Origin of the sequence: Rhizobium sp. BK251, from assembly GCF_004345245.1 — a bacterium.
Taxonomy (GTDB): Bacteria; Pseudomonadota; Alphaproteobacteria; order Rhizobiales; family Rhizobiaceae; genus Rhizobium.
The window spans coordinates 271,257-294,913 of record NZ_SLUQ01000002.1; the positions used below are offsets into that span (position 1 = coordinate 271,257).

A 23,657-nucleotide genomic window follows, 5' to 3' on the forward strand; every position below is an offset into this window, starting at 1 on the left:
GCGCCCGCGGGCGACGAGCACGTCGCGCAGCCTGCCGCGCCCGGTTCCGAAACAGATGCTAATGCGACACGAGCGTTTTATCGAGGAACTCGCCGATCATGTCCGCGACCTGTCCGTGGATCGTGTCGCGATTGCCTCCGCTACCGTCGCGGCAGACGATGCTTTCACCGGGTGCCTCCTCTTCGATCAGTCCTGCCGCACCCGGCTTGCAGAGCTGCATGAAGCTGAAGTGCAGGGTTCCCGGAACGGGGATATAGACGGTCGTGGCGGCTGGCAGATGACTTGCGAGATAGGCGGAGTCCTTGTTGGTGGCGGCGATGTTGGCCTTTTCGGCGCTGTCCTTGTCCACGTCTTCGGCTGCCGCCAGCACCATCATCGGAATTTGGACGGCGGCGAGGCTTTCAGGCGTGAAGCCGCGGCCGGGACCGAGATCGAGCGTGATGACGGCCCTGATGCGGGAATCGCTGAGATCGGCGCCGAGGGCTGCCGCGTTGGCGGCATCGCGACCGATGCCCAATGCCTCGAAGATCTTGCAGTAGAGGGGGCCGAAGTCGGCCATGCAATTTTCCGTCACCGCCACCGTATCGAACCGGCCCCCTGCCAGTTCGACGACGGTCCAGCCGCCGAGCGAATGGCCGATGGCTGCGATGCGGCCGGCTGCGATGCCGCCGGTCAAGTCGGGCTGGGCGATGAGAGCGTCGATGGTACGGCTGAGATCGCCCGGACGATTCCACAGCGCCACGGTATCGGGCTTGAGCATGTCGAAGGTGGTGGTGCCCGGGTGGTCGGGTGCGGCAACGACGTAGCCCCTGCTCACTAGGTCGGCCGCGAGCCAGGAGAGATTGCGCCAACTGCCGCCGTAGCCGTGGGAAATAACCACCAGCGGATGCGGGCCTGCAACGGGCGCGGCATCCTTGATGACCGGCTGGCCGATGAAGGCCGGCGTCTCTCCAAGCAGAACCGGATTGATGTCCGATGCGGTCGGATACCAGATGCTGACGTGCATCGGGCGGTCACCTTCCTTCTCGGGCACGTTGATTTCGCGGAAGCCGGTCTTGGCATAGGCAGAGGGCGCGAACGAGATGAAAAGCAGGAGGAGGGCGAGAGTAGGTCTCAGCATGATGATCTCCGTGGGATGGCATTCCCTTCCTGCCAGACATCACGGAGTTCTGAGACCGATAACGCGATCAAGGTCGCCATCGCGGCAACGAAAAAGGGCGAGGCCAGCGCCTCGCCCCGATATCCCAAATAGGATGATCGAACTCAGATGTTGTTCTGCAGCACTTCGCGGAGCTTGCCGAACAGTTCGTCGATCTGGCGCTTCTCGATGATGAGCGGCGGCGAGAGCGCGATGATGTCGCCCGTGGTGCGGATCAGGAGGCCCTTCTCGTAGGCCTTCAGGAAGGCGGTGAAGGCGCGCTTCGTTGGCTCGCCGGCGATCGGATCGAGTTCGACCGCGCCGATCAGGCCGGTGTTTCTGATGTCGATGACGTTCGGGCAGTCTCTCAGCGAATGCAGTCCGTCGGCCCAGTAGCCGGCAAGTTCTGCGGCTCGCGTCAGCAGGCCTTCTTCCTTGTAGGTGTCGAGCGTGGCGAGGGCGGCGGCGCACGCCATCGGATTGCCCGAATAGGTGTAGCCGTGGAAGAACTCGATCATGTGCTCGGGACCGGTCATGAAGGCGTCATGGATCTCAGAGGTCACGAACACCGCGCCCATCGGGATGACGCCGTTCGTCAGGCCCTTGGCGGTGACAATCATGTCCGGCTTGACGTCGAAGTATTGAGCAGCGAAGGGGGCGCCCAGACGGCCGAAGCCGGTGATGACTTCGTCGAAGATCAGCAGGATGCCGTGCTTCGTGCAGATCTCGCGCAGCTTCTGCAGGTAGCCCTTCGGCGGGATCAGAACGCCCGTCGAGCCGGCGACGGGCTCGACGATCACTGCGGCGATGGTCGAAGCGTCGTGCAGCGTGACGATGCGCTCCAATTCGGAAGCGATATCGCCGCCATGTTCCGGCTCGCCGCGGGTAAAAGCGTTCTTGCCGGGCTGATGCGTGTGCGGCATGTGGTCGACGCCTGTCAGCAGCGTGCCGAACATCTTGCGGTTGGAGACGATGCCGCCAACGGAGATGCCACCGAAATTGACGCCGTGATAGCCGCGCTCGCGGCCGATCAGGCGAAAGCGCGAGCCGTTGCCCTTCACGCGATGATAGGCGAGCGCGACCTTCAGCGCGGTTTCGACCGATTCGGAGCCGGAATTGGTGTAAAGGACGTGGTCGAGGCCCTCGGGCGCGATGTCGACGAGTCGGTTTGCAAGTTCGAAAGCCTTCGGATGGGCGAGCTGGAAGGCCGGTGCATAGTCGAGTTCGCCTGCCTGTTCGCGGATCGCCTCGGTGATCTTCGGCCGGCAGTGACCGGCGTTCACGCACCAGAGACCGGCCGTTCCGTCCAGCACCTGACGGCCGTCATGGGTCGTATAGTACATGTCCTTGGCGCCGACGAAGAGGCGCGGCTCCTTCTTGAACTGGCGGTTCGCGGTAAAGGGCATCCAGAAGGCCCTGAGGTCATTCGGCGTTGCGTTCAAGCGGTTGGACATTGCAGTCTCCCATTCATTTCGTCGGTTCCCGTCGATTCCGGCAGTGTTGTGCCGGATTTTTTTACTGTCTGGTCAAACTATCAGCGCGCCGGGAGGCGTCAAGACATCGACGAGACAGTTCACGACGCGTTTTGTCGCCCCTTTTTCCCTGCGGGGCCGGAACCAGGCGCAGATCGCGCGATGCAAGGGGAAGGCGCCCTGGCTGCGTCATCAATCCTTCGCTTGTCATTGCTAGGGCAATGGGCGGCCATTGGCCCAAGATCAGGATAAATCATTCTCCTGTCATTCAACGCATTTCGACCCCGGAGGTAACGATGTCGGACCGCCAGAAGACCAGGGCGCGGCCTACGCCACGCCATGCATTCGCGCCAAGCTATGGCGCCATTCTCGAGGAGGGAGTGCGCCGCCGCACCGTCCTCAAGGGCTTCCTCGCCACGCTGGGCGCTGCAGCCCTCGCGCCGGCGCTCGGCCCGGAACAGGCACGAGCCGAGGATTCCACGCTCACCTTTCCGGAACTCAAGCGCGTGCGGGACACGGCCGACCATTGGCCGGAAGGCTATGAACGGCAGATCCTGGCACGTTGGGGCGACGCGCTCTTTCCCGACAGTCCCGAATTCGACGCCGCGACACTGACCGGCAAGGCCGCCGAACGCCAGTTCGGCTACAACAACGATTTCACGCAGTTCCTGCCGTTGCCTTGGGGCGAGAAGACCTCGGATCGCGGCCTGATGGTCGTCAGCCACGAATATGCAACGCCCTTCCTGATGTTCCCGGGACTGACGGACGAGGACTATCGCGAGAAGCTGGCGGACGACCAGATCCGCGCCATCATGGCTGCGCTCGGCGTTTCGGTCTTCGAAGTCAAGAAGACCGACGGCAAGTGGGAGATCGTCAAGGACGGCAAGTACAACCGTCGCATCCACATGAGCACCGAAATCGGCATTTCCGGTCCGGCCGCGGGCGACGACCGTCTCAAGACCAGGGCCGATCCGACCGGCACGATCGTCTTCGGGACGATCTCCAACTGCAACGGCGGCATCACGCCGTGGGGCACGATGCTCTCGGGCGAGGAAGGCGCAATGGACGTCTTCGCGGGAGACTACAAGACGCTGCCGAACCAGGAGCTCGTCGAACGCCAGGGCTGGGACGAGGACGAGAACGACATCTATTCGGTGAGCCGCGTGGAGCCGCGCTTCAAGTTCGAGGAAGAGCCGAACGAATGGATGCGCTTTGACTGGGTGGTCGAGATCGACCCGTTCGATCCGACGGCCAGGCCGGTGAAGCGCACGTCGCTCGGCCGCATGACGCACGAGGGCGCCCAGTGTTGCGGCGCGCCCGACGGTCGCGTGGTGGTCTTCATGGGTGACGACGACGACTTCGAATATATCTATCGCTTCGTGACCCGCGATCCGTGGAACCCCAACGACCGCGCCGCCAACAAGGACCTGCTCGACAACGGAACGCTTTCGGTCGCGCGCTTCGACAGCGATGGAACGCTGCATTGGATTCCGCTCATCGCCGGCGAGGGCCCGCTGACGGCGGAAGCCGGCTTCAAGACGCAGGCCGACGTCGTTCTGGCGACGCGCGCTGCCGCCGACCTCGTTGGCGCAACACCGATGGACGGCCCGGAAGGCTTTATCCCGCATCTCGGCACCGGCAAGCTCTATGTCGCCATGACCGAAAACGAGGATCGCCTGCCGACGGGCGAGGGAGACGACGAGAAGGAGCAGGTCAACGTTGCTAATCCGCGTGGCCCCAATCCGCACGGGCATCTGCTGGAGCTTGCCGCGCCAGGCGGTCCGGAGAAGCCGGATTATGCGGCCGAGAGCTTCAAGTGGGACGTCTTCATCCTCTGCGGCGATCCGGCCAAGCCGGAAGACCAAGCGATGTTCCACCCGGCCACGACGTCGTCGGGCTGGTTCACCGATCCGGACAATCTCGCCGTCGACCCTAGCGGCCGCCTCTGGGTCACGACCGACGGCCCGCCGCCGGAGGGCATCGCGGACTCGGTCTATGTGATGGATACGGAAGGGCCGGGTCGGGCGCTGCCGAAGCTCATCTACATCGCGCCGGTCGGCTCGGAGACCTGTTCGCCGACGTTTACGCCGGACGGCTCCAGCGTCTTCATGTCGGTACAGCATCCGGGCGAACTGCGGATGGCCGACAATGAGGATGCGACGTCGATGGAGGATGCGGGCACGAACTGGCCGGATTTCAAGCCGGGAATGCCGGCGCGCCCTTCGCTCGTCGTTCTCAGCCGTTCGGCCAATGGCGTCGTCGGAAGCTGAGTTGGTGCTGGCGGTGGAAGTTCCTTCCGCCGCCAGACACTCTTGCCGTCAGCAGTCGGAGACAGCCTGTCAGCATGCATAGGAAAAGCCGGCAAATCGAGGATTTGCCGGCCAAGACAATATGCATCTGGTGATAAAAACCTGCTTAATCCCACGCTCTGGGGTCATCCCGGGCGTGGAACGGTTTTCTACGATGACGTTATGTCAGCGCTATCATTTACGCAGCCGTCTTGCTTCTCTCCGGCTCGCAATAAATGTCTTCCAAGGTTGCAAGAACCTTGATGACGGACTCGGACGAACTGGAATAGTAGATCGTCTGAGCGTCACGGCGGGTCTTGACCAGCTTTTGAGCGCGCAACTTGGAAAGGTGCTGGGAGAGGGCCGACTGGCTGAGACCCACCTGATTGGCGAGGACGCCAACCGGAACTTCGCCCTTTACAAGGCTGCAGAGAATCATGAGTCGCTTGGGATTTGCCATTGCAGACAAGAGGGCGGCCGCCACGGCGGAGTGGTCGGACAATTCTGTTGCTTTCATTTTTTTAATTCCTAATGCGGATCGTACGTCAGTACCGGGCACAGGTCATCAGTCGGGGAATGTAACTGATCCTAAAACCTAACAAGAGTGGCCAAAGATTGTATATACCTAAATTTAAGGTATTGAGTATGCTATTTTAGATATGTGTGAAATTATATGCGCCTCTTCGGGGAGGGGGTCGTCAAATTCGAAACGGAGGAGGTTATCCCCCGAAACGAGGTCCAAACCCGCAGGATCAAGGCCACATACTCGCCAGCCGGCTTCCGATCTGCCGCTTATTTTAGCAGCCAAATCGTCTGCTATGCCGGGATGCAATCCTACTAATTCTCGCACTGCTTTTGAAGCCTGCCGTGCGAACGCCTCGGCGAGGGGCGCTCGAATCGCCAGGTCCGAACCCGGCAGGACATAGGCTCTCGCGAAGCCGCCATTGAGGCCGGCCGACTGTGGAACCAGCCGGAAAAAGCAGAAATCGGGGAAGTCGACATAGAGCTTCGCTTTGGCGTGCCGGTCGAGAAAACGCGTCCGGAGATGGGCGTGGTGCGACGCCTGCCGATCGATCCTCTCGGCAAGGCATTGCACGGAGAGGCGCGGATAGGCGAGGGGGTCGCCCTTTCCGGGCTCGCCGACGAGCAGCGATGATCGTGGATCGGCGGTGAGCGCCCGGGTGTGGGCCGACAGCCCGGAAACCAGGATGACGGGCACTGCATCGATATCGGTTCCGAGGAGAACGCGGCTCGCCGAGGGGAAACCCGTTTCCGGATCGAGCACCGCCAGCGCGCCATAGCGGGCCGAACGCAACAACACGCGGGCCTGCCTGCGGGCCTCGTCATCCGTTTCCCGCAGAACCGAGGCCTGATCCTTCATTCGCATCCCCTTGCAAGCCTGCCCGTGGGCAGGCCCATCGTCATTTCCGCCGGTGTTGCGTCAGCCCGGCCACTATATCCTGCGCCGAAATCGTCCCGATAACGGCACCGTTGTCAACCACGCCGATGCTGCCCGGCTGGCGCGAGAGCGCATCCAGAATGTCCACGAGCGGAGTGGAGGCGCGTGCCGTGCCGCTGACGCTGCTTCCGGCCGCCGCGTGGCCAAGCCCCGGCTGCATCACATCCTGTGCCGTCAGCATGGTGATCGGATTCATGTGCTGCACGAAGTCCGCCACATACTGGTCGGCAGGATTCTTGACGATATCCTGCGGGGTGCCGCACTGGATGATCCGCCCGCCCTCCATGATGGCGATGCGGTTGCCGATGCGGAAGGCCTCGTCCAGATCATGGCTGACGAACAGAATGGTCTTCTTCAGCCGGCGCTGGAACTCCAGGAGTTCGTCCTGCAGGCGCGTGCGGATGAGGGGATCGAGCGCGGAGAAGGGCTCGTCCATCAGCAGGATCGGAGCGCCGGTCGCAAAAGCGCGGGCGAGGCCCACGCGCTGCTGCATGCCGCCGGACAGTTCGTTGACCTTGCGTCCCGCCCATTTCGTAAGGTTGACGAGCTCGAGCTGCTCTTCCACGCGCTTGCGCCGCTCGGCGTCAGCGACGCCGGCAAGCTCGAGGCCGAAGCCGACATTGTCGGCCACCGTCCGCCACGGCAGCAGCGCGAACTGCTGGAAGACCATGGAGACCGTGTGCATGCGCAGGTCGCGCAATGCCTTGGCCGTCGATTTGTAGGGATTGACGATGCCGCTCTTGGTGACGACGGAGACCTCGCCGCGTACGACGGGCGCAAGGCCGTTGACGGCCCGCAGAAGGGTCGACTTGCCGGAGCCGGAAAGGCCCATGAGCACCAGGATCTCGCCTTCCTCGATCTCGAGCGAGGCGTTTGCCACGCCGAGGACGAGGCCGGTTTCGGCGCCGATCTCGTCGCGCGACTTGCCCTGATCGACAAGGGCAAGGGCGTTCTCGGGACGGTCACCGAAAATGATATTGACGTTGTTGAACTTGACCGCCGCGCTCATGCCCCGTCTCCTGCATCCGACGTCCGGAACATGCGATCGAGAATGATCGCGAGAATGACAATACAGAGCCCCGCTTCGAAGCCGCGGGCCACGTTGACCGTGTTCAGCGCACGCACGACCGGCACGCCAAGCCCATTCGCCCCAACGAGGGCGGCGATGACGACCATCGACAGCGAGAGCATGATCGTTTGCGTCAGGCCTGCCATGATCTGCGGCATGGCATAGGGAAGCTCGACCTTGCGCAGCACCTGAAGTGGTGTCGCGCCGAAGGACTCGGCCGCCTCGACGAGCGAGGGTGGCGTCGAGATGATGCCGAGACGCGTCAGGCGGATCGGAGCGGGGATCGCAAAGATCACCGTCGCGATCAGGCCGGGCACCATGCCGAGGCCGAAAAGTATAAGCGCCGGAATCAGATAGACGAAAGTCGGAATGGTCTGCATGAGGTCCAGAATCGGCCGCATGATCGAATAGATCCAGGCGCGCCGGGCGGCGGCGATGCCGAGCGGAATGCCTATGATCATGCTGACGAAGGTCGATGCCAGCACCAGCGCAAGCGTCTCCGTGGTCTCCTTCCAGTAGCCCTGGTTCATGATCAACAGGAGGCCGAAGAAGGTGAAGGCGGCGATGCCGACGGAGCGCCGAAGCCAGTAGGCGATCGCGGTGATGACCACGAGCACGATGAGCGGGTGCGGTGTTTGCAATACAAACAGCAATGCGTCGATGACATGCGTGAGCAGGGCAGCGAGCTCATTGAAGAACCATTCGCCGTTCGTGGTCAGCCAGTCGACGAAGGCCTTGGCCCACGGACCGATGGGAATCTTAGCTTCGGTTATCCAGTTCACGTCGCCAGCCTATGATGAAAATGCCCAAAATATGAGTAGAACGAAAAGGGCAGCACAGGCTGCCCCATCCGGTCATCAGAGGCCGAGGCCGGACTTGATGGCTGCAACAGCGTCGCCGCCGTCGCGCGTCGTCACGCCGGCGAGCCATGCATCGAGGACGGACGGATTAGCCTTCAGCCATTCGGTCGCCGCAGCCTCGGGCTCTTCGCCGTCGTTGAGGATCTTGCCCATCAGCTCGTTTTCCATCGGGAGGGTGAACTTCAGGTTCTTGAGGAAGGCGCCGACATTCGGGCATTCCTGCGTGTAGCCGGCACGGACGTTCGTGTAGATCGTGGCGCCGCCGAGATCCTTGCCGAAGATGTCGTCACCGCCGGTGAGGTAGGTGAGCTTGAAGTTCGCGTTCATCGGATGCGGCTCCCAGCCGAGGAAGACGATCGGTTTGCCCTCCTTCTCGGCGCGCGCAACCTGCGCAAGCATTCCCTGCTCGGAGGATTCGACAACCTCGAAGCCCTTGAGGCCGAAGGTGTCCTTGTCCACCATGTCGATGATCAGGCGATTGCCGTCATTGCCGGGCTCGATGCCATAGATCTTTCCGTCGAGATCGTCCTTGTGGGCGGCGATGTCCTTGAAGTCCCTGATGCCGAGTTCCGCGCCCTTGGTGTTGGTGGTGAGCGTGTACTTTGCGCCTTCCAGGTTTTCGCGAACGGTTTCAACTGACTTGTCGTCGCGGTAGGGCTTGATGTCGTTTTCCATCGTCGGCATCCAGTTGCCGAGGAAAACGTCGATGTCCTTGTTCTTCAGCGACGTGTAGGTGACAGGCACGGAAAGAACCTTGACATCAGCCTCGTAGCCGAGGTTCTTCAGGATGACTGAGGAGATGGCGGTGGTTGCGGTAATGTCCGTCCAGCCGACATCGGAGAAGTGGACGGTGGCACAGCTATCCGGATCTGCGGCGAAGGCGGATGCACTCATCGACAGCACCGAAAGGGCTGCCGCGGCGGTGAATTTCAGTATACTTCTTGTTGTCATTTTTTGACTCCCAGTCTGACGTTCCAAGCCAATCACCAATATCCGATATTTTCAAGCGCTTCCGGTGCGTTTGCGCCGGTTTGGAAGGTCCGATTGCGACGCCTTCACTTTCTCTGCTGTCGCGTGCAGGACGACGAGGATTTCCTGTGACTTTCGCAAGTCGGGACTTTCCTTTGCCGCTCGCGGATTTCATGAAGCAGTCAAGGAGAACGTCATGGCCAAGCTCTATTTCAACTACTCGACGATGAACGCGGGTAAAACGACCCTGCTCCTGCAGGCGTCCTACAACTATCAGGAGCGCGGCATGCACACGGTCGCGCTGATCGCCGCCTTCGACGACCGGGCGGGGCGCGGCAGGATTTCCTCGCGCATCGGCCTCTCGGCGGAGGCCACTCCGTTTGAAGGCACAGACGATCTCTTTGCCATCGTCGAGGACCTGAACAAGGAGCAGTCGATCGCCTGCGTCTTCGTCGACGAGGCGCATTTCATGACACGCGAGCATGTGTGGCAGCTGGCCCATGTCGTTGACAGGCTTGGCATTCCCGTCATGGCCTATGGCCTGCGCACCGATTTCCAGGGAAAGCTCTTTCCCGCTTCGCAGGAGCTCCTTGCGATCGCAGACGAGCTGCGCGAGGTCAGGACGATCTGCCATTGCGGGCGGAAGGCTACGATGGTCGTACGCCTCGACAGCAGCGGCGCCGTCGCGCACGAAGGCGCTCAGTTCGAGATCGGTGGCAACGAAAAATACGTTTCGCTCTGCCGCCGGCACTGGGAGGAGACGATGAACGGCGGCTGAACTGTGCCCTTGTCGCACACCGCGCGGGGAGGGCGGCGCCCGTTTATCGAGCCCGGGGCTCGACCTTGAACTGCATCGTGTTGAGATCGCCGAGGCCGACCCAGAAGCGATAGCCCCTGCGCCTGAAAAGGCCGCCACGCACCGCCGGCATGAGTTCGCGATACGAGGTCTCGTCGATCCGGAAGGTAATTGAGGAAAGGTCGCTTGCGTGCCCGCCCAGGTCGGTACGATCGACGCTGAGGAGCGTTTCCTTCGGCAGGGTCACGGGGGCGGTGAGAACCCTCCTGTGCCAGTTCGTCGCCTCGGTGAGTTCGCGCAACTGCGCCACCATGTCCGGGTCCTTCAACGGTACAATCTGGGCGAGCCTGTCGCGCTCGGCGACATTCATCTCCATCGTCTTCTTCTGGGCGAGAACGGTCGGATTTTGGTCGAGCTTCAACGCCTTCCAGACATCGCGGTTGCGATATTCATCCTGAAAGCAAAAGCTCCAGTCCGCCGTGAGGCGAATATGGGTTCCGATCTCTGGAACAAAACGCTGCATCCCAGCGATATCCTCCTGCGCTTTCCCAAAACTCCCACTGGGAAGCCACGTGATTATCGTTAAGGTTGTTTCAATCGCTATGCAATCCGTTCTACCCCATTTTGTATAATATTGGCTAATCACTTAGTACGATGTCGCGGATTACGTGTGCACCGATCTCGCATCGTTGGCGGCGCCCGATGGAGCGCCGCAAAAGTCTCTCGGATCGCTTAGAGATCGACTTGCCGCTACAGATGGCCGACCGGGATTGTTTTGTCGCACGAAGCAGATAGGTTGCTGCCGGAGCGGGTACGGAATGGATTTCAAGGGGCGGCGAATGAGTGAACTTCAGCGGCTGGAGGGCGATCTCGAAGGCGTGTTCACGCTCGCCGCGGAAGTGAACGCAGGAAGCGAGCAGATCCGGGGCTTTCTCGAGCGTTGCGGCGGCGAGACACCGGACGTGGCGGGCGGCCCTGCGGAGGTCGAGGACCGGCGGTTGCGGGAACTCGTGGAACGGCAGCGGTCGCTTGAGGAAAGACTTGCGGCGCTGGTGACGGGCCTGGAGAGCGGCGCACGCACCTTTTCCGACCGCATCGGACGCCTGAAGCAGTACACGCTTCGCGAGAGATTTGCCGGTTTCTTCTCGGCGGCGCGGATGCAGCGCATGCAAGAGGAGAGGATGCAGCGCGCACCGCTGGCAAAAGAGTTCCAGGAGCTGCTTTTCCACGCTGACAGGCTGCTCGGAATATTGAAGGGGCAGCGTACGGCCCTGACCGCGGACCACCGCGCTTGCGAGGCAAGCCTTGTCGCGATCATTGAGCAACACAAGGCGATGCTCGAGGCAATTGACGGCGCGCAGTTCCGGCTGAAGCAGCTTGTCCCCAAGCGCCGAGACCTGATGAAGCGGCTCGACACGGAGAAGGATCCGCGGTCCCGCGAGGAACTGGCAGGCGAGCATGAGGAGGTCGTTTCAGAATATTCGCAGGTGACGGAGAAGGAGAACCGGCTTCTCGGCGAATTCAAGCTCAGGGAGCGGCATATCGACATGTTCGAGACCTTCGTCGATGCGCTCAACAGCCAGATTGCCGCGCGCAACGTCCTCATCAACAAGCTGACAATCGATGCCGAGCGGTGGATCGCCCTCTGCATGGCGCAGATCGAAGCCGTGAACGACAAGGCGATGGTCGACATCGAAGCGTCGTCCTTCCGCCATATCTCCGGTCTCCTCGAACGGCGTGCGCGGCACATGCTGGCGGCGCATGACGACGCCCGGCGGCGGCAGGCGGCGGACGAGGCCTTCACTCGTTGGCTCAACCGCGAGAACGCGGATGTGGACGCTACCGCGGCGACGGCCGACAAGAATGCAGCGCTTGTGGGGGCCGGCGCGCCGCGAAAAATGCTGCCTTGATGTTGTGCCTGACCGCGCGAACGCATATCTGCTGGGTCAGGGCACTTCGGCAATCGCCGCGACGACATGGGAGTAGACGATGCTTGAATGGGTCACTGCGTTCTTCAGGCGACTGTTTGGAGCGGTCCGCTGGTTGGCGGGCATGATCTTTGCCTGGCTTGGCTGGCCCTTTCTTGCTACTCGCGGCTGGTACGTGCAGCGTAGCTGGATAATCAAGATACCGATCCTGCTCTTTCTCGTGCTGATGATCGGGCTCTACGGCTATTTCTTCTGGCAGACGCAAATCTGGACGGGCTTCAACCCGAATTTCGTCGACGGCTACAAGCTTTCCGAACGCACAGTACCGGCCGGACAGGAACTGCCGGCGACGGGTGACGGGACGGCCCGGAAGTGCCAGCCTTCGGCGATCGTCGAGGTCGCGGCCGATCTCACCGATTTCAACGTCAACCAGAACGCATGGATCTCGTCCATGCTGCTCTACAAGGCCGGATTGTTCGGTCTCGACTGGGACCACACGCCCTTCCTCGACAACAAGGCGTCGTTCCAGCGCGGCGTCAACCAGGCGGTGCGACGTACCACGGCGGAGCTCGTCGACACGCTCGGGCGCGTGCGTGGCACATCCGGCATCAACAGCGACCTGCAGAGCGCGCGCGGCAACCTGCAGTTCGACGAATACAGCTGGTATTTCGGGCTCAACCCGTTCGGGCCCAAGACGCCGACACCTGCCTATTACCGTTCGGCGATCGGCAGCCTGCGCAAGTTCAATACGGATCTTGCCGCCTGCAACGCGACGTTCGATGGTCGCGCCGACAATCTTGTCCAGTTCATTGACCGGATCGCCAACGATCTCGGCGGCACATCCGATATCCTTGCCGAGCGTTCGGAGAACCACAATCGCGGCTGGTTCGACACGCGCGCCGATGATCGCTTCTGGTTCGCCTACGGCCAGCTCTACGGCTACTACGCAATCCTGGCGGCAACACAGGCGGATTTCTCGCAGGTCGTCGCCGAGCGTAACCTGAGCGCGATCTTCGCGGGGACGTTGAAGCAGTTCCAGGCGGCGCTGCGCATCCAGCCGGCGATCATCTCGAACGGACGCGAGGACGGCTGGATTATGCCTAGCCATCTCGCGACGATGGGCTTCTACATACTTCGCGTTCGCTCCAACCTCGTCGAGGTTCGCTCCGTGCTCGACCGATGAGGCGAGCCGGACGACAGGTGGCGCTTACCATCGGTCTAAACCGGCTCTAGGCTTCTTCACCGAAGCCGACGGTGCGCATGCGCTCGAGGAGTTCATAGGTGATGCCAATGATCTCGCCGCCCGAGTTATCGTCGTTGCGAAATTTGCCGACGCTGCGGACATACCTGAAGCCTTCATCGGCAGTCCCGACGCGGTAGATGAAGTGAAAGCCGAGCTTGTGAAGGCTTGCCTGCTCGTAGGTCTCGGCCATGATCGACTTGTCGTCCTCGTGGATGCGGGACATGACCTCGACGAGGTTCATCGGTCCCTTCGAGAAGGTCATGCCGAAGATCTCATAGACATCCTCGCTCGCGAAGAAATGGCCGGTGTCGATCTCCCATCGCCAACAGCCGTAAAGGCGGTAAGCGGAAGACAACTCCACGATCTCAGCATCGGAAATGCGTATGTGCGATCGATCCTGGGGCTTCTTGGCAGTTGAAGACAATTCAAAGCGAAGAGGCACAAATCCTCCTGGGATGAGGATGTTACGCTGCCGTTGACCCCCGAGTCGTCAGTTGATCAGCTTCAGCCTGATGGCTTTAGCTACCAACTGCGTGCGATTCACGCAATCGAGTTTCTTGATGGCATTGGTCATATACGCGTTGACCGTGTGATCCGAGAGGGAAAGGATCTGGCCGATCTCGACCGAGGTCTTGCCCTGGGCCGTCCAGCGGACGACCTCGAGTTCGCGGGCGGAAAGCATGTTGAGGTTACCCGCGTCGTTCCGCTTCAGGCTGTTGTGCGTATCAAGAGCCTGCACCATGATCATCGCCAGCTCGTTGATCTCCGACTGGCTGAGCGGATTGCGGTTGCCGTTGAACCAGAAGACCAGCCTCTGGCCGTCCATCGCGTTCAACGGGAACACGCTTCCCATGGGAAGGCGTTGACGCAGCAGGAGCGCGCGCAGTTCCCCGAGGATGGGAAGACCGGCCGGCAGGCTCTTGTCGCTGAGATGCCAGTGCTGTGGTAGCGCGGATTCGCGTGTGCGCGGCAGGATCGGGCAATCGCGCAAGAGATGCGCCTTGTCGAATTCGCGCAGAAAGGGCGTGGGCAGGGTAGTCTCTATGACCAGAGGCGCCAGCAGCACATCCTCGGGCGCCGGCGCATTGGCCAGGGTGAAATGCCCATAGCCGAAAGCCGCTGCGACATGATCCAGCGCCTGTGCGAACAAGCTACTCGTGCGGGCGGACACCAACTCGGAGGTGAGCGCTGACTGTCTTTCAGAGGCGGTCATATACGACATGGAACGAACTAAACGGGCCTTTTTTGCTATCGTTAGCAAATACTGAAACTAGCGGGGATGCTAGCTTAATTCGAGATGATGAGCACTGATTAATTCATTTTCTGAACATTTAATCATCGCTGTTCGCATTTTGGGCACATCCTAAACGGGGAGCATCGCCGTTCCCTTTACCTCTTCCATGACTGCGTAAGTATGAGTCTCCCTTACACCCGGCAAGGGGAGTATGACTTCGGAGAGAAACTGGCGATAAGCCTCCATGCCTGCGACGCGAGCCTTGACGAGATAGTCGAAGCCGCCGGCGACCATGTGGCACTCCATCACATCATCGCTTCGCTTGACCGCCGCGGCAAAGGAATCGAATACGTCAGGGGTCGTACGATCCAGCTTCACCTGCACGAATACGAGCAAGGTGCGCCCGAGCATCTGCGGGGAGAGGATGGCCATGTATCCGGTAATATAGCCGTCGCGGGTCAATCTCTTGACGCGCTCGGCGGTCGCTGTCGGTGACAGGCTGACGCGTTCGGCCAGTTCGATATTCGAGAGGCGGCCTTCCTTCTGCAAGGCCCGGAGAATCTTGCGGTCGAGCCTGTCCAGATCTTTCATAAATCGCCGCGCTTTCCCATTTCTATAGCCGAATATGCTGGACGCATATCGCATTTCGGTGAAAAACGCCACAAAGGAACAGCTATGTTGCGGATATCACGGAGAGGGTCAATGGACACCAAGATTCTATCGAATATTCCCCAATTCAACGCGCCCTTCGCCGGCGACGACGACCGGTTGCTGCACGGCCTCGCCGGCCGGCTGAGCTTCACTGCGTCGCACGACGCGGCGATCGATAAGCGCGCCACGCGCATGATCGAGGCGATCCGCGGCAATTCCGGCTCGATCGGCGGCGTCGAGGACTTCCTGCGCGAATATGGCCTGTCAACGCGCGAGGGCCTTGCGCTGATGGTGCTAGCGGAGGCGTTGCTTCGCGTTCCCGATGCGCTGACGCAGGACAAGCTGATCGAGGACAAGCTGAAGGAAGGCGGCTGGAGCGAGCACGAAGGGCGCGGCGAGAGCTGGTTCGTTTCGGCTTCCGCCTGGGCGCTCGGTCTCTCGGCGCGCATCCTCCGTCCGGGTGACACGCCGGAAGGCGTAGTTCGAGGCCTTCTCAAGAGGCTTGGCCTGCCCACTGTCCGCAACGCGACCAAGCAGGCCATGCGCTTCCTCGGCCATCATTTTGTCCTGGGCGAAACAATCAAGGACGCACTCAGCCGCGCCGCAAAGAGCGAGGAGAAGGGCTACCGCCACTCCTTCGACATGCTGGGTGAGGGCGCCCGCACGGCGGAAGATGCCAAGCGCTATTTCCAGTCCTATGCGGCGGCGATCGAGGCGATCGGCGCCTGGAGCCAGAAGAATGCCAAGGGCAAGCAATTGCCGGATCGGATGGGTATTTCCGTCAAGCTTTCGGCACTGCATCCTCGTTATCTCGCGACTCATCGCGATCGCGTGCTCGCCGAGCTGGTGCCCGATCTGCTGAAGCTTGCGCAGATGGCGAAGGAGCACCAACTGAACTTCACCGTGGACGCGGAAGAGGCCGACAGGCTGGAACTTTCGCTGGACGTGATCGCGGCAGTCTTCGCCGATCCTTCGCTTGCGGGATGGGATGGCTTCGGTCTTGCTATCCAGGCCTATCAGAAGCGGGCAACGGCGGTCATCGACTATATCGACAGGCTTTGCGAGGCGCATGGCCGGCGGATGATGGTTCGGCTCGTCAAGGGCGCCTATTGGGATACCGAGGTCAAGCGTGCGCAGGAACGCGGGCTTGAGGACTATCCGGTCTGGACGCGCAAGCAGGCGACCGACCTGTCCTATCTTGCCTGCGCCAGCCAGCTGCTGACGAAGCGGGCGCGCATTTTTCCGCAGTTTGCGACCCACAACGCACTGACGGTCTCGACGATCATCGAGCTTGCGGGCAACGATCGCTCGGGCTTCGAGTTCCAGCGCCTGCATGGAATGGGGGAGACGCTTTATGATCACCTGCTCTCCGGCAACGACCGCATAGCCTGCCGGATCTATGCACCGGTCGGCGGCTACCGCGATCTGCTGGCCTATCTCGTGCGCCGACTGCTCGAGAACGGGGCGAACTCCTCGTTCGTCGCGCTCGCCGGCGACAAGAACGTGGCGATAAAGACGCTCCTGGAGCGTCCGGCCGAGAAACTCGGGCTCGACCATGGCACCAGCGCGCGCAACCGCAAGATCCCGATGCCGGCCGATCTTTACGGCAAGCGGAAGAACAGTGCCGGCCTCGAGTTCGGCCACCGCCAGAGCCTCGAAAAGCTGATGTCCGGCGTCGCCAATGGCATCCCATCAATTGCTGCCACGCCGCTGATCCCCGGCGCTTCGCCGAATGGCAAGGAAACCGCCGTCCTCTCGCCCGTCGATCACCGCCGGAAAGTCGGCACGGTGCTGAATGCCACGGCTGCCGATGTCGACAAGGCCTTCGGCGTCGGCGCCAAGGGCTTCCGGAGCTGGTCGCGCAAGTCCGTCGAAGAACGTGCGGCGGCGCTGGAGCGCATGGCCGACCTGATGGAGGAAGACCGCGACCGGCTGCTCACGCTGCTTGCCGCCGAGGCGGGCAAGACGCTGGACGACGGCATTGCAGAAATTCGCGAGGCGGTGGACTTCTGCCGCTACTATGCGGCCGAGGCACGCAGGCTCTTCGGCGATTTGGCGAAGATGCCGGGCCCGACCGGTGAAGACAACCGCTACCTCTGGCGCGGACGGGGCGTTTTTGCCTGCATCTCGCCGTGGAATTTCCCGCTTGCGATCTTCCTCGGACAGATTTCTGCAGCACTCGTCGCCGGAAATGCGGTGATTGCAAAGCCTGCGCCGCAGACGCCATTGATCGCCTACGAGGCCGTAAGGCTTTTCCATCGCGCCGGCGTACCAGAGGATGCGCTGCTGTTCGTCCCCGGTGGCCCGGAGGTGGGTGCTGCCATTACCGCGCACCCGGCGTTGGCGGGCGTTGCCTTCACAGGCTCGACGAAGACGGCATGGTCGATCAACCGCGCGCTTGCAGCCAAGGATGGTCCCATCGTGCCGCTGATAGCCGAAACCGGCGGCCTGAACGCGATGATCGTCGATGCGACGGCGCTTCCCGAACAGGTGGCGGATGACGTGGTAACGTCTGCCTTCCGCTCGGCTGGGCAGCGCTGCTCGGCGCTCCGGCTTCTCTTCCTGCAAGAGGACGTTGCCGAGAACATGACGCAGATGATCGAGGGTGCTGCACGCGAGCTTGCGCTCGGTGATCCGGCGCTCCAGACGACTGATGTCGGCCCGATCATCGATGAGAAGCAGAAGGCGATGCTTGAGGCGCATATCGCCGACATGTCGAAGACGCAGAAGGTCCGCTATGCCGGGAAGGCGCCGTCGGCGGGCACGTTCTTTGCCCCGCACATCGTCGAGCTCGACAAGTCCGGTGCGCTGACCAAGGAAGTCTTCGGTCCCGTGCTGCATATCGTGAAATGGAAGGCCAGGGAGCTCGACAAGGTCATCGCCGAGATCGCTGCATCCGGATATGGCCTGACGCTCGGCGTGCACAGCCGCATCGAGGCGACGATCCGCAAGGTTGTCGATGCGCTGGATACAGGCAATGTCTACGTGAACCGCAACATGATCGGCGCCGTCGTCGGCACCCAGCCCTTCGGCGGCTCGGGTCTCTCAGGCACCGGTTTCAAGGCCGGCGGCCCGGCCTATCTGCAGCGTTTCGCGCAGGAGCAGGTCATTTCGGTCAACACGGCGGCCGCCGGCGGCAATGCCAGCCTGATCGCAATGGGCGAGGGCTAAGGGGTAGGAGCAAGGGCCGCCTCGGGCGGCCCGCTCACTTCTTCGCGGCGGGCTTCAGCTTGGCCATGATGCCTTCGAGGAAGCCGAGCATGACGGCCGAGACGACGAAGGTCAGGTGCATCAGCGTCAGCCACATCATCTTGCCGTCCGTATACTGGTCGACGTTGAGGAAGACCTGCAGCAGATGGATCGACGAGATCGCGACGATCGACGAGGCGACCTTGATCTTCAGGCTGCCGGAATCGAGCTTGCCCAGGAAGGACACCTCACCCTCGGCCTCGTCGAAGCGGCTGACGAAGTTCTCGTAGCCGGATATCATCACCATCACGATGAGGCTCGCGACCAGCGCCGCGTCGATCAATCCGAGCATCGCGAGGATCATCTCGGCCTCGTCGAGTTCGAAGACACCCTTCGCAACCTTCAGGAACTTGAAGGCGAAGGAGACTGCGTAGACCGCAAGCGCGGCCACAAGCCCGAGATAGAAGACGACAAGAAGCCACCGGCTTGAGAGAATGATGCGCTCGACAAGCAGTTCCAGTGATTTCATTGCGCGGGCTCTCCCATCATCTTTCGTGCGATTCGAAAGCCAAAATAGGCTGGGCTCCGTCCTTGCGGCAAGGCATGATGGTCATCCGCTGCAGATTAGACGCGTGGCACGGCTCGGTCGAGCCATTGCCCTGTTAACGCGTTCTCCGCTTCAGGCCTCCTCGATCGTCAAGCGGATGCTACCCCTGTTGTTGTCGTAGGCGTGCCAGGCGTCGTTTGCGAAGCAATAGAGGTAACCGTCGCCCTTTGGCGTGAACGTGCAACCGTCTCCGATCACGAAGACCTCGTGGGGCAGGCGTTCGACCGACTTGTCGCTCGCTTTCTTCTTCGGAGGTGGGACGTCGTTGGCAACCAGCCCGACAAGCGCCAGCCAGTCGATGTCTTCCTCGCGACGCGTCCACCAGAAATCGACCTGTTGGTTCCGCGTCACTTTCTTTACGATGGTCTCGACACTTCCAAGGACGGAAGAGGCGATGTGGGCGATTTCCGACGCCTGGAAGTTGCCGTCGCGCGTGCCGGCAGGGCCGCAGGCGATCGAGCCGTCCATCCACTGGCCTTTCGCCGTCAATTTGTAATTCTTGCCTTTTTTCAGGAAGATGCCGGTGTAATTCCACTTGTCGCGCGCATAGACATCGACCGTAACCGGTAGGGTCTTCAGCGGCCAGAAGCGGCCCTGGTCGAGCGGTGAGTTCACGTGCCGATCCATCGCCGAGGCGTGCACACCGGGCGATTTCATCTGGGCGTCGATCACCGGCGCGGCGCGCGGGCGCGTCTTCAGGGCCTTGAAGACGCCGTTGACGGAGTTGTGCAGCAGGCCGCGGGCATCAGGCTTAAGCTGCTGCAGGACATTCTGCCGGAAGAAGAGTCCGGCGGCGGTCGCCTCCTCGATCATCCAGTAGAGGGCGCCGTCGGAGAGTCCGCAATGCCCGTAGCCGCCACCGACATCGCCATGGGCGCCCGGGAACCAGAGCTGCTTCAGGTCGCTGGTGGCGTTGCCCTCCCATAACGTCGGAATGAAGCTCTGGCGGATTTCGTCCAAGGCCACGGCATGGCGCGCATGGACCACGATGTCGCTGAGCTTGGTATCGTGGAAACGATGATCGTTCGGATTGTCGAGCAGGTTGAGAAATACGAGATCGTCTGGAATGCCGAGGGAGCCCACCGTGTCCCACACTCCGATGAAATGGAGCGGTGTCTGCTTGCTGGGCAGATTTCCGACGTCCGTATTGTGGAAGGGCATGGCCCTTGTCGCGACGATCTTGCTCGGTCCGGACGCGCGATATGCCTGAAAGACCGTGTCGACCGCATTCCAGTCCTTCGTGTCCGTCGAGCCGGCTGCCCCGAGCTTCAGCAGGCCGCATTTGGAGATCATGCCGCCGAGGCTGCGCACCGTGTAGGCGCCGCGGCTGAAACCAAAGAGCCAGATCCTGTCGCCGGGGCTGTAGTTCCTCGCCAGCCAGAAATAGGCGCTCATGATGTTCTGGTCGAGGCCCTTGCCCGTGCCTCCGCCGAGCGCCTTGTCCCACCATGTTCCGTCGGTTCCGACGCCAGGGTGGTAGTAGCTTTTCTGCTGCTCGCCGTCCTTGTCGGCGGCGCCGAGCGCGTTGTAGAGCTTTACGACATTCGTGGGGCTCGGCAGGCCGGCTTCCATTTCGTCCGGCGTGTTCCAGGTGCCGTCGCTGCAGACGATGAGATTCATGGCGTAATCCCCCAGTGTCACCGGTGATGACGACAACACACTATCGCGTTGGCGTCAATAATTACACCTCTTCTGGTTGAGTTGTGTGTGGGGCGCAAACGAGAGCAGCATGCGTGCCTGTTCTAACGGACGCCTTGAATTCGGACCGGTAATGAGGTCAATGTCCCTGAATCGAAAAAGACATTTGCCGAGAGGAAATGCCCGTGTCAGCTGTAAAGTCGGATATCGAGATTGCGCGAGCGGCCAAGAAGATGTCGATCTGGGAGATCGGCGAGAAGCTGGGCATTCCGGCGCACCAGCTGATGCCCTACGGCCATGACAAGGCGAAGGTCAGCGCGGAGTTCATTTCCGGGCTCGCGGGCAGGAAGAAGGGCAGGCTGATCCTCGTTACGGCGATCAACCCGACGCCCGCCGGCGAGGGCAAGACCACGACCACCGTCGGGCTGGGCGACGGTTTGAACCGCATCGGGAAGAAGGCGATCGTCTGTATCCGGGAAGCCTCGCTCGGCCCATGCTTCGGCGTGAAAGGCGGTGCCGCGGGCGGTGGATATGCGCAGGTCATCCCGATGGAGGACATAAACCTGCACTTCACCGGTGATTTCCATGCCGTCACCTCGGCCCACAACCTGCTCGCGGCGCTGATCGACAACCACATCTACTGGGGCAACGAGCTGAATATCGATCTGCGGCGCGTCACCTGGCGGCGTGTCATGGACATGAACGACAGGGCGCTACGCAATATCGTTTCCTCGCTCGGGGGCGCGGCGAACGGCTATCCGCGCGAAGGCGGTTTCGACATCACGGTCGCCTCGGAAGTGATGGCGATCCTCTGCCTGGCGAAGGACCTCAAGGACCTCGAAAACCGCCTCGGTGACATCATCGTGGGCTATCGGCGCGATCGCAGCCCGGTTTACGCCCGCGACCTGAAGGCGGACGGCGCGATGGCCGTATTGCTCAAGGACGCCATGCAGCCCAACCTCGTGCAGACGATCGAAAACAATCCCGCCTTCGTCCATGGCGGCCCCTTTGCCAATATCGCCCACGGCTGCAATTCGGTGGTAGCGACCGAGACGGCGCTGAAGCTCGGGGATTACGTCGTGACCGAAGCCGGTTTCGGTGCCGATCTCGGCGCGGAGAAGTTCTTCGACATCAAGTGCCGAAAGGCCGGGCTTTCGCCGGACGCCGCGGTCATCGTGGCGACCGTGCGCGCCCTGAAGATGAATGGCGGCGTGAAGAAGGACGATCTCGGGAGCGAGAATGTCGCAGCGCTCGTGAAGGGCTGTTCCAATCTCGGGCGGCATGTCGCGAATGTCCGCAAGTTCGGGGTGCCCGTCGTGGTTGCGATCAATCACTTCATTTCGGATACCCCCGCCGAGATCCGCGCCGTGCAGGAGTACGTCTCCCGCCTTGGCGCCGATGCAATCGTCTGCCGGCACTGGGCCGAGGGTTCCGCCGGCATCGAGGAGCTCGCCTACAAGGTGGTGGAACTCGCGGAGTCGGGCCAGGCCCGGTTTCAGCCGCTCTATCCCGATCACCTGCCGCTCTTCGAGAAGATCGAGATCGTTGCATCGAAGATCTATCATGCAGGGGAGGTGACTGCCGACAAGGCGGTTCGCGACCAGTTGCGGGCCTGGGAGGAGCAGGGCTATGGCGACCTGCCGGTCTGCATGGCGAAGACGCAGTATTCCTTCTCGACCGATCCTAACCTGAGGGGTGCGCCGGAGGGGCACATCGTTCCCGTCCGCGAGGTCCGCCTGTCTGCGGGCGCCGGCTTCGTCGTAGCGATCACCGGCGAAATCATGACCATGCCCGGCCTTCCAAAATCGCCTTCGGCGGAGCGGATCTACCTCAATGACCAGGGCTATGTGGAGGGGTTGTTCTGAGCCAGGGATGGCTTGGCGAACCGCTCGATCAGATCGCGTTGCTGTCGTTTCTCGAAATCCGGGTCGATTGACAGTATCTTACGGCTAGATTCAAGTCTTGGCCGCAACTTATTGAAAAGGCTAGTGGCAATACCGATACCCACCCTTCCGGTCGATCACGTCGAGATGGAAGTGGTTCTCGTGAGCGGCATCGCTTTCCGGATCGAGGACGGTGGTGAAATAGAGGCATGCCGAAGCGCTGACCGCGCGTTGGAAGGCGCCCGTCAGGGTGGAGTCCTCCCTGCGGGGTTCAACGGCGACCTGCTTGCCCTTCTTCAGGGTGAAGCTGGCTATGTCGATCGCGTTGCCGCGCGCATGCTCCGAGATCTTGCCTGCCTCGGCGCCGTTGCGCAGGCGGCAGATATAGGATGATGCCTGGTTGACGGCGACGATATCGCCCTTGTCCTTGAGCGCCACGGATGCCGCTGGAATTACGCTTTCCCGCAGCCAGTGGGCAAGAGAAAGCGCAGCCTCGCATCGCATCTGCCCCTCGGGCAGCAGCTTGATGCCCGGCAGCACCTCGCTCACCGCGATCGGCTTGTCGATGCCGCAGCCATTGCCGTCGTCGATGCGCTTGATTTCACGGAAGGTTGTCCCCATCGCCTGCAAATCCTTCAGGCAGGCGGCGTGCTCGGCATCGCTTTCGGGCTCGATGGTCAGATGTTGTTCAGCGAGAGACTTCGGTTCCTCGGGAGTGGAGGGCGAAGGAGGAAGGGCGCCCGGCGGCGCGACCGGGCCATAGACACCACGCTCCTCGGTCTTCGGCTTCTCGGCCGGTAGCGGGGCCTCGACCGGAGAGGATTGCGGCGCCTGCGTGGGGACGGGCACGGCGTCAGGCGAGGGGACTGCGGTCTGCTTCTCCGGCGGTTTTTCCGACGGCAACGGCCCACGCTGGGGCAGGGTGGCTCCCAAGAGAATCAACGTGCAGGTGATGGTAATTCCGGTCGCCCATAGTTTCCGCATGCTCTGGTCCGTTTGCAGCCACATGTGGGAGGACAAACGCTCGGCGGGCAATTTCGTTGCAATTTAGCAACGAGGTCTGGGCCAGAATAAACTTGATTGTTTAAATCATAATTTATCCACGGCCGTATATTGACAAAAAAAGTCATGTTTTTTATGCGGCAGAAAGAAGGCGGAAATTGCTCCGCCCGAAGCACAGCCTAGCCAGCCCCTCGAGCGTATTGCGCCGCGACCAGCCAGCCCGGTTCATTC

Annotated in this window: 20 protein-coding genes; 6 read left to right on the forward strand and 14 right to left on the reverse strand. The window is 61.6% G+C overall.

All coding sequences use genetic code 11. The annotated features are described in order from the left end of the window. Window positions 1-58: 58 nt before the first annotated feature. Both EV286_RS05215 and EV286_RS05220 read right to left on the reverse strand, forming a co-directional pair. On the reverse strand, window positions 59-1,120 hold the full coding sequence (locus tag EV286_RS05215) for an alpha/beta fold hydrolase (RefSeq protein WP_132955958.1): 1,062 nt from the start codon (window positions 1,118-1,120) through the stop codon (window positions 59-61). 143 nt (window positions 1,121-1,263) lie between these two features. Next, window positions 1,264-2,592: an aspartate aminotransferase family protein gene (locus EV286_RS05220; protein WP_132955959.1), complete on the reverse strand. Its 1,329-nt coding sequence runs from the start codon at window positions 2,590-2,592 to the stop codon at window positions 1,264-1,266. A gap of 314 nt (window positions 2,593-2,906) precedes the next feature. Here EV286_RS05220 and EV286_RS05225 point away from each other — a divergent pair, with 314 nt between their 5' ends. Continuing rightward, a complete protein-coding gene (locus EV286_RS05225) occupies window positions 2,907-4,880 on the forward strand; it encodes a PhoX family phosphatase (protein ID WP_132955960.1) in 1,974 nt (657 codons plus the stop codon). A 217-nt stretch (window positions 4,881-5,097) separates the two neighbouring features. Here the strand turns inward: EV286_RS05225 and EV286_RS05230 are convergent, their stop codons facing one another. The 5 genes from EV286_RS05230 to EV286_RS05250 form a co-directional block, all read right to left on the reverse strand. Then, on the reverse strand, window positions 5,098-5,415 hold the full coding sequence (locus EV286_RS05230; RefSeq protein ID WP_132955961.1) for a metalloregulator ArsR/SmtB family transcription factor: 318 nt from the start codon (window positions 5,413-5,415) through the stop codon (window positions 5,098-5,100). A gap of 114 nt (window positions 5,416-5,529) precedes the next feature. Further along, window positions 5,530-6,279 carry a pyridoxamine 5'-phosphate oxidase family protein gene (locus EV286_RS05235; RefSeq protein ID WP_132955962.1) on the reverse strand — a complete coding sequence of 250 codons (750 nt, stop codon included), beginning with the start codon at window positions 6,277-6,279 and terminating at the stop codon, window positions 5,530-5,532. A gap of 40 nt (window positions 6,280-6,319) precedes the next feature. Beyond that, on the reverse strand, window positions 6,320-7,366 hold the full coding sequence (gene choV / locus EV286_RS05240) for a choline ABC transporter ATP-binding protein (RefSeq protein WP_132955963.1): 1,047 nt from the start codon (window positions 7,364-7,366) through the stop codon (window positions 6,320-6,322). After that, complete coding sequence (choW, locus tag EV286_RS05245; RefSeq protein ID WP_132955964.1) at window positions 7,363-8,208, reverse strand: choline ABC transporter permease subunit; 846 nt, start codon at window positions 8,206-8,208, stop codon at window positions 7,363-7,365. The genes choV and choW overlap by 4 nt, the downstream gene beginning before the upstream one ends. 75 nt (window positions 8,209-8,283) lie before the next feature. Further along, window positions 8,284-9,237: a choline ABC transporter substrate-binding protein gene (locus tag EV286_RS05250; protein WP_132955965.1), complete on the reverse strand. Its 954-nt coding sequence runs from the start codon at window positions 9,235-9,237 to the stop codon at window positions 8,284-8,286. Between the two features lie 214 nt (window positions 9,238-9,451). Here EV286_RS05250 and EV286_RS05255 point away from each other — a divergent pair, with 214 nt between their 5' ends. Beyond that, window positions 9,452-10,033, forward strand: coding sequence for a thymidine kinase (locus EV286_RS05255; RefSeq protein ID WP_132955966.1), 582 nt, complete (start codon window positions 9,452-9,454; stop codon window positions 10,031-10,033). 43 nt (window positions 10,034-10,076) lie between these two features. On the opposite strand, the gene EV286_RS05260 is transcribed toward EV286_RS05255, so the two are convergent. Next, on the reverse strand, window positions 10,077-10,574 hold the full coding sequence (locus EV286_RS05260; protein WP_132955967.1) for a hypothetical protein: 498 nt from the start codon (window positions 10,572-10,574) through the stop codon (window positions 10,077-10,079). A gap of 316 nt (window positions 10,575-10,890) precedes the next feature. Between EV286_RS05260 and EV286_RS05265 the strand changes: the two genes are divergently transcribed. Both EV286_RS05265 and EV286_RS05270 read left to right on the forward strand, forming a co-directional pair. Next, window positions 10,891-11,961 carry a hypothetical protein gene (locus tag EV286_RS05265; protein WP_132955968.1) on the forward strand — a complete coding sequence of 357 codons (1,071 nt, stop codon included), beginning with the start codon at window positions 10,891-10,893 and terminating at the stop codon, window positions 11,959-11,961. Window positions 11,962-12,040: 79 nt separating this feature from the next. Beyond that, window positions 12,041-13,162 carry a DUF2333 family protein gene (locus EV286_RS05270; RefSeq protein WP_132955969.1) on the forward strand — a complete coding sequence of 374 codons (1,122 nt, stop codon included), beginning with the start codon at window positions 12,041-12,043 and terminating at the stop codon, window positions 13,160-13,162. Window positions 13,163-13,208: 46 nt separating this feature from the next. On the opposite strand, the gene EV286_RS05275 is transcribed toward EV286_RS05270, so the two are convergent. From EV286_RS05275 to EV286_RS05285, 3 genes are all read right to left on the reverse strand, one after another. Then, on the reverse strand, window positions 13,209-13,664 hold the full coding sequence (locus tag EV286_RS05275) for a PAS domain-containing protein (protein WP_132955970.1): 456 nt from the start codon (window positions 13,662-13,664) through the stop codon (window positions 13,209-13,211). Between the two features lie 48 nt (window positions 13,665-13,712). After that, window positions 13,713-14,444 carry a LuxR family transcriptional regulator gene (locus EV286_RS05280; RefSeq protein WP_132955971.1) on the reverse strand — a complete coding sequence of 244 codons (732 nt, stop codon included), beginning with the start codon at window positions 14,442-14,444 and terminating at the stop codon, window positions 13,713-13,715. Window positions 14,445-14,585: 141 nt separating this feature from the next. Further along, window positions 14,586-15,047 carry an Lrp/AsnC ligand binding domain-containing protein gene (locus EV286_RS05285; protein ID WP_132955972.1) on the reverse strand — a complete coding sequence of 154 codons (462 nt, stop codon included), beginning with the start codon at window positions 15,045-15,047 and terminating at the stop codon, window positions 14,586-14,588. Window positions 15,048-15,158: 111 nt separating this feature from the next. Here EV286_RS05285 and putA point away from each other — a divergent pair, with 111 nt between their 5' ends. Continuing rightward, on the forward strand, window positions 15,159-18,278 hold the full coding sequence (gene putA / locus EV286_RS05290) for a bifunctional proline dehydrogenase/L-glutamate gamma-semialdehyde dehydrogenase PutA (RefSeq protein ID WP_132955973.1): 3,120 nt from the start codon (window positions 15,159-15,161) through the stop codon (window positions 18,276-18,278). A 34-nt stretch (window positions 18,279-18,312) separates the two neighbouring features. Here the strand turns inward: putA and EV286_RS05295 are convergent, their stop codons facing one another. Further along, window positions 18,313-18,825 (reverse strand): TIGR00645 family protein, encoded by a 513-nt coding sequence (locus tag EV286_RS05295; protein WP_132955974.1) that lies wholly within the window; start codon window positions 18,823-18,825, stop codon window positions 18,313-18,315. Between the two features lie 150 nt (window positions 18,826-18,975). Beyond that, window positions 18,976-20,523: a DUF2235 domain-containing protein gene (locus EV286_RS05300; RefSeq protein WP_132955975.1), complete on the reverse strand. Its 1,548-nt coding sequence runs from the start codon at window positions 20,521-20,523 to the stop codon at window positions 18,976-18,978. A 203-nt stretch (window positions 20,524-20,726) separates the two neighbouring features. Here EV286_RS05300 and EV286_RS05305 point away from each other — a divergent pair, with 203 nt between their 5' ends. After that, window positions 20,727-22,406 carry a formate--tetrahydrofolate ligase gene (locus tag EV286_RS05305; protein ID WP_132955976.1) on the forward strand — a complete coding sequence of 560 codons (1,680 nt, stop codon included), beginning with the start codon at window positions 20,727-20,729 and terminating at the stop codon, window positions 22,404-22,406. Window positions 22,407-22,526: 120 nt separating this feature from the next. On the opposite strand, the gene EV286_RS05310 is transcribed toward EV286_RS05305, so the two are convergent. After that, a complete protein-coding gene (locus tag EV286_RS05310; protein WP_132955977.1) occupies window positions 22,527-23,408 on the reverse strand; it encodes an extensin family protein in 882 nt (293 codons plus the stop codon). Between the last annotated feature and the right edge of the window lie 249 nt (window positions 23,409-23,657).

Coding starts and splice junctions, on each gene's coding strand:
- EV286_RS05220 (WP_132955959.1), bottom strand. CDS start 2,592: ATGTCCAACCGCTTGAACGCAACGCCGAATGACCTCAGGGCCTTCTGG.
- EV286_RS05215 (WP_132955958.1), bottom strand. CDS start 1,120: ATGCTGAGACCTACTCTCGCCCTCCTCCTGCTTTTCATCTCGTTCGCG.
- EV286_RS05250 (WP_132955965.1), bottom strand. CDS start 9,237: ATGACAACAAGAAGTATACTGAAATTCACCGCCGCGGCAGCCCTTTCG.
- EV286_RS05300 (WP_132955975.1), bottom strand. CDS start 20,523: ATGAATCTCATCGTCTGCAGCGACGGCACCTGGAACACGCCGGACGAA.
- putA (WP_132955973.1), top strand. CDS start 15,159: ATGGACACCAAGATTCTATCGAATATTCCCCAATTCAACGCGCCCTTC.
- choV (WP_132955963.1), bottom strand. CDS start 7,366: ATGAGCGCGGCGGTCAAGTTCAACAACGTCAATATCATTTTCGGTGAC.
- EV286_RS05260 (WP_132955967.1), bottom strand. CDS start 10,574: ATGCAGCGTTTTGTTCCAGAGATCGGAACCCATATTCGCCTCACGGCG.
- EV286_RS05235 (WP_132955962.1), bottom strand. CDS start 6,279: ATGAAGGATCAGGCCTCGGTTCTGCGGGAAACGGATGACGAGGCCCGC.
- EV286_RS05255 (WP_132955966.1), top strand. CDS start 9,452: ATGGCCAAGCTCTATTTCAACTACTCGACGATGAACGCGGGTAAAACG.
- EV286_RS05285 (WP_132955972.1), bottom strand. CDS start 15,047: ATGAAAGATCTGGACAGGCTCGACCGCAAGATTCTCCGGGCCTTGCAG.
- EV286_RS05265 (WP_132955968.1), top strand. CDS start 10,891: ATGAGTGAACTTCAGCGGCTGGAGGGCGATCTCGAAGGCGTGTTCACG.
- EV286_RS05230 (WP_132955961.1), bottom strand. CDS start 5,415: ATGAAAGCAACAGAATTGTCCGACCACTCCGCCGTGGCGGCCGCCCTC.
- EV286_RS05310 (WP_132955977.1), bottom strand. CDS start 23,408: ATGCGGAAACTATGGGCGACCGGAATTACCATCACCTGCACGTTGATT.
- EV286_RS05225 (WP_132955960.1), top strand. CDS start 2,907: ATGTCGGACCGCCAGAAGACCAGGGCGCGGCCTACGCCACGCCATGCA.
- EV286_RS05270 (WP_132955969.1), top strand. CDS start 12,041: ATGCTTGAATGGGTCACTGCGTTCTTCAGGCGACTGTTTGGAGCGGTC.
- EV286_RS05280 (WP_132955971.1), bottom strand. CDS start 14,444: ATGTCGTATATGACCGCCTCTGAAAGACAGTCAGCGCTCACCTCCGAG.
- EV286_RS05295 (WP_132955974.1), bottom strand. CDS start 18,825: ATGAAATCACTGGAACTGCTTGTCGAGCGCATCATTCTCTCAAGCCGG.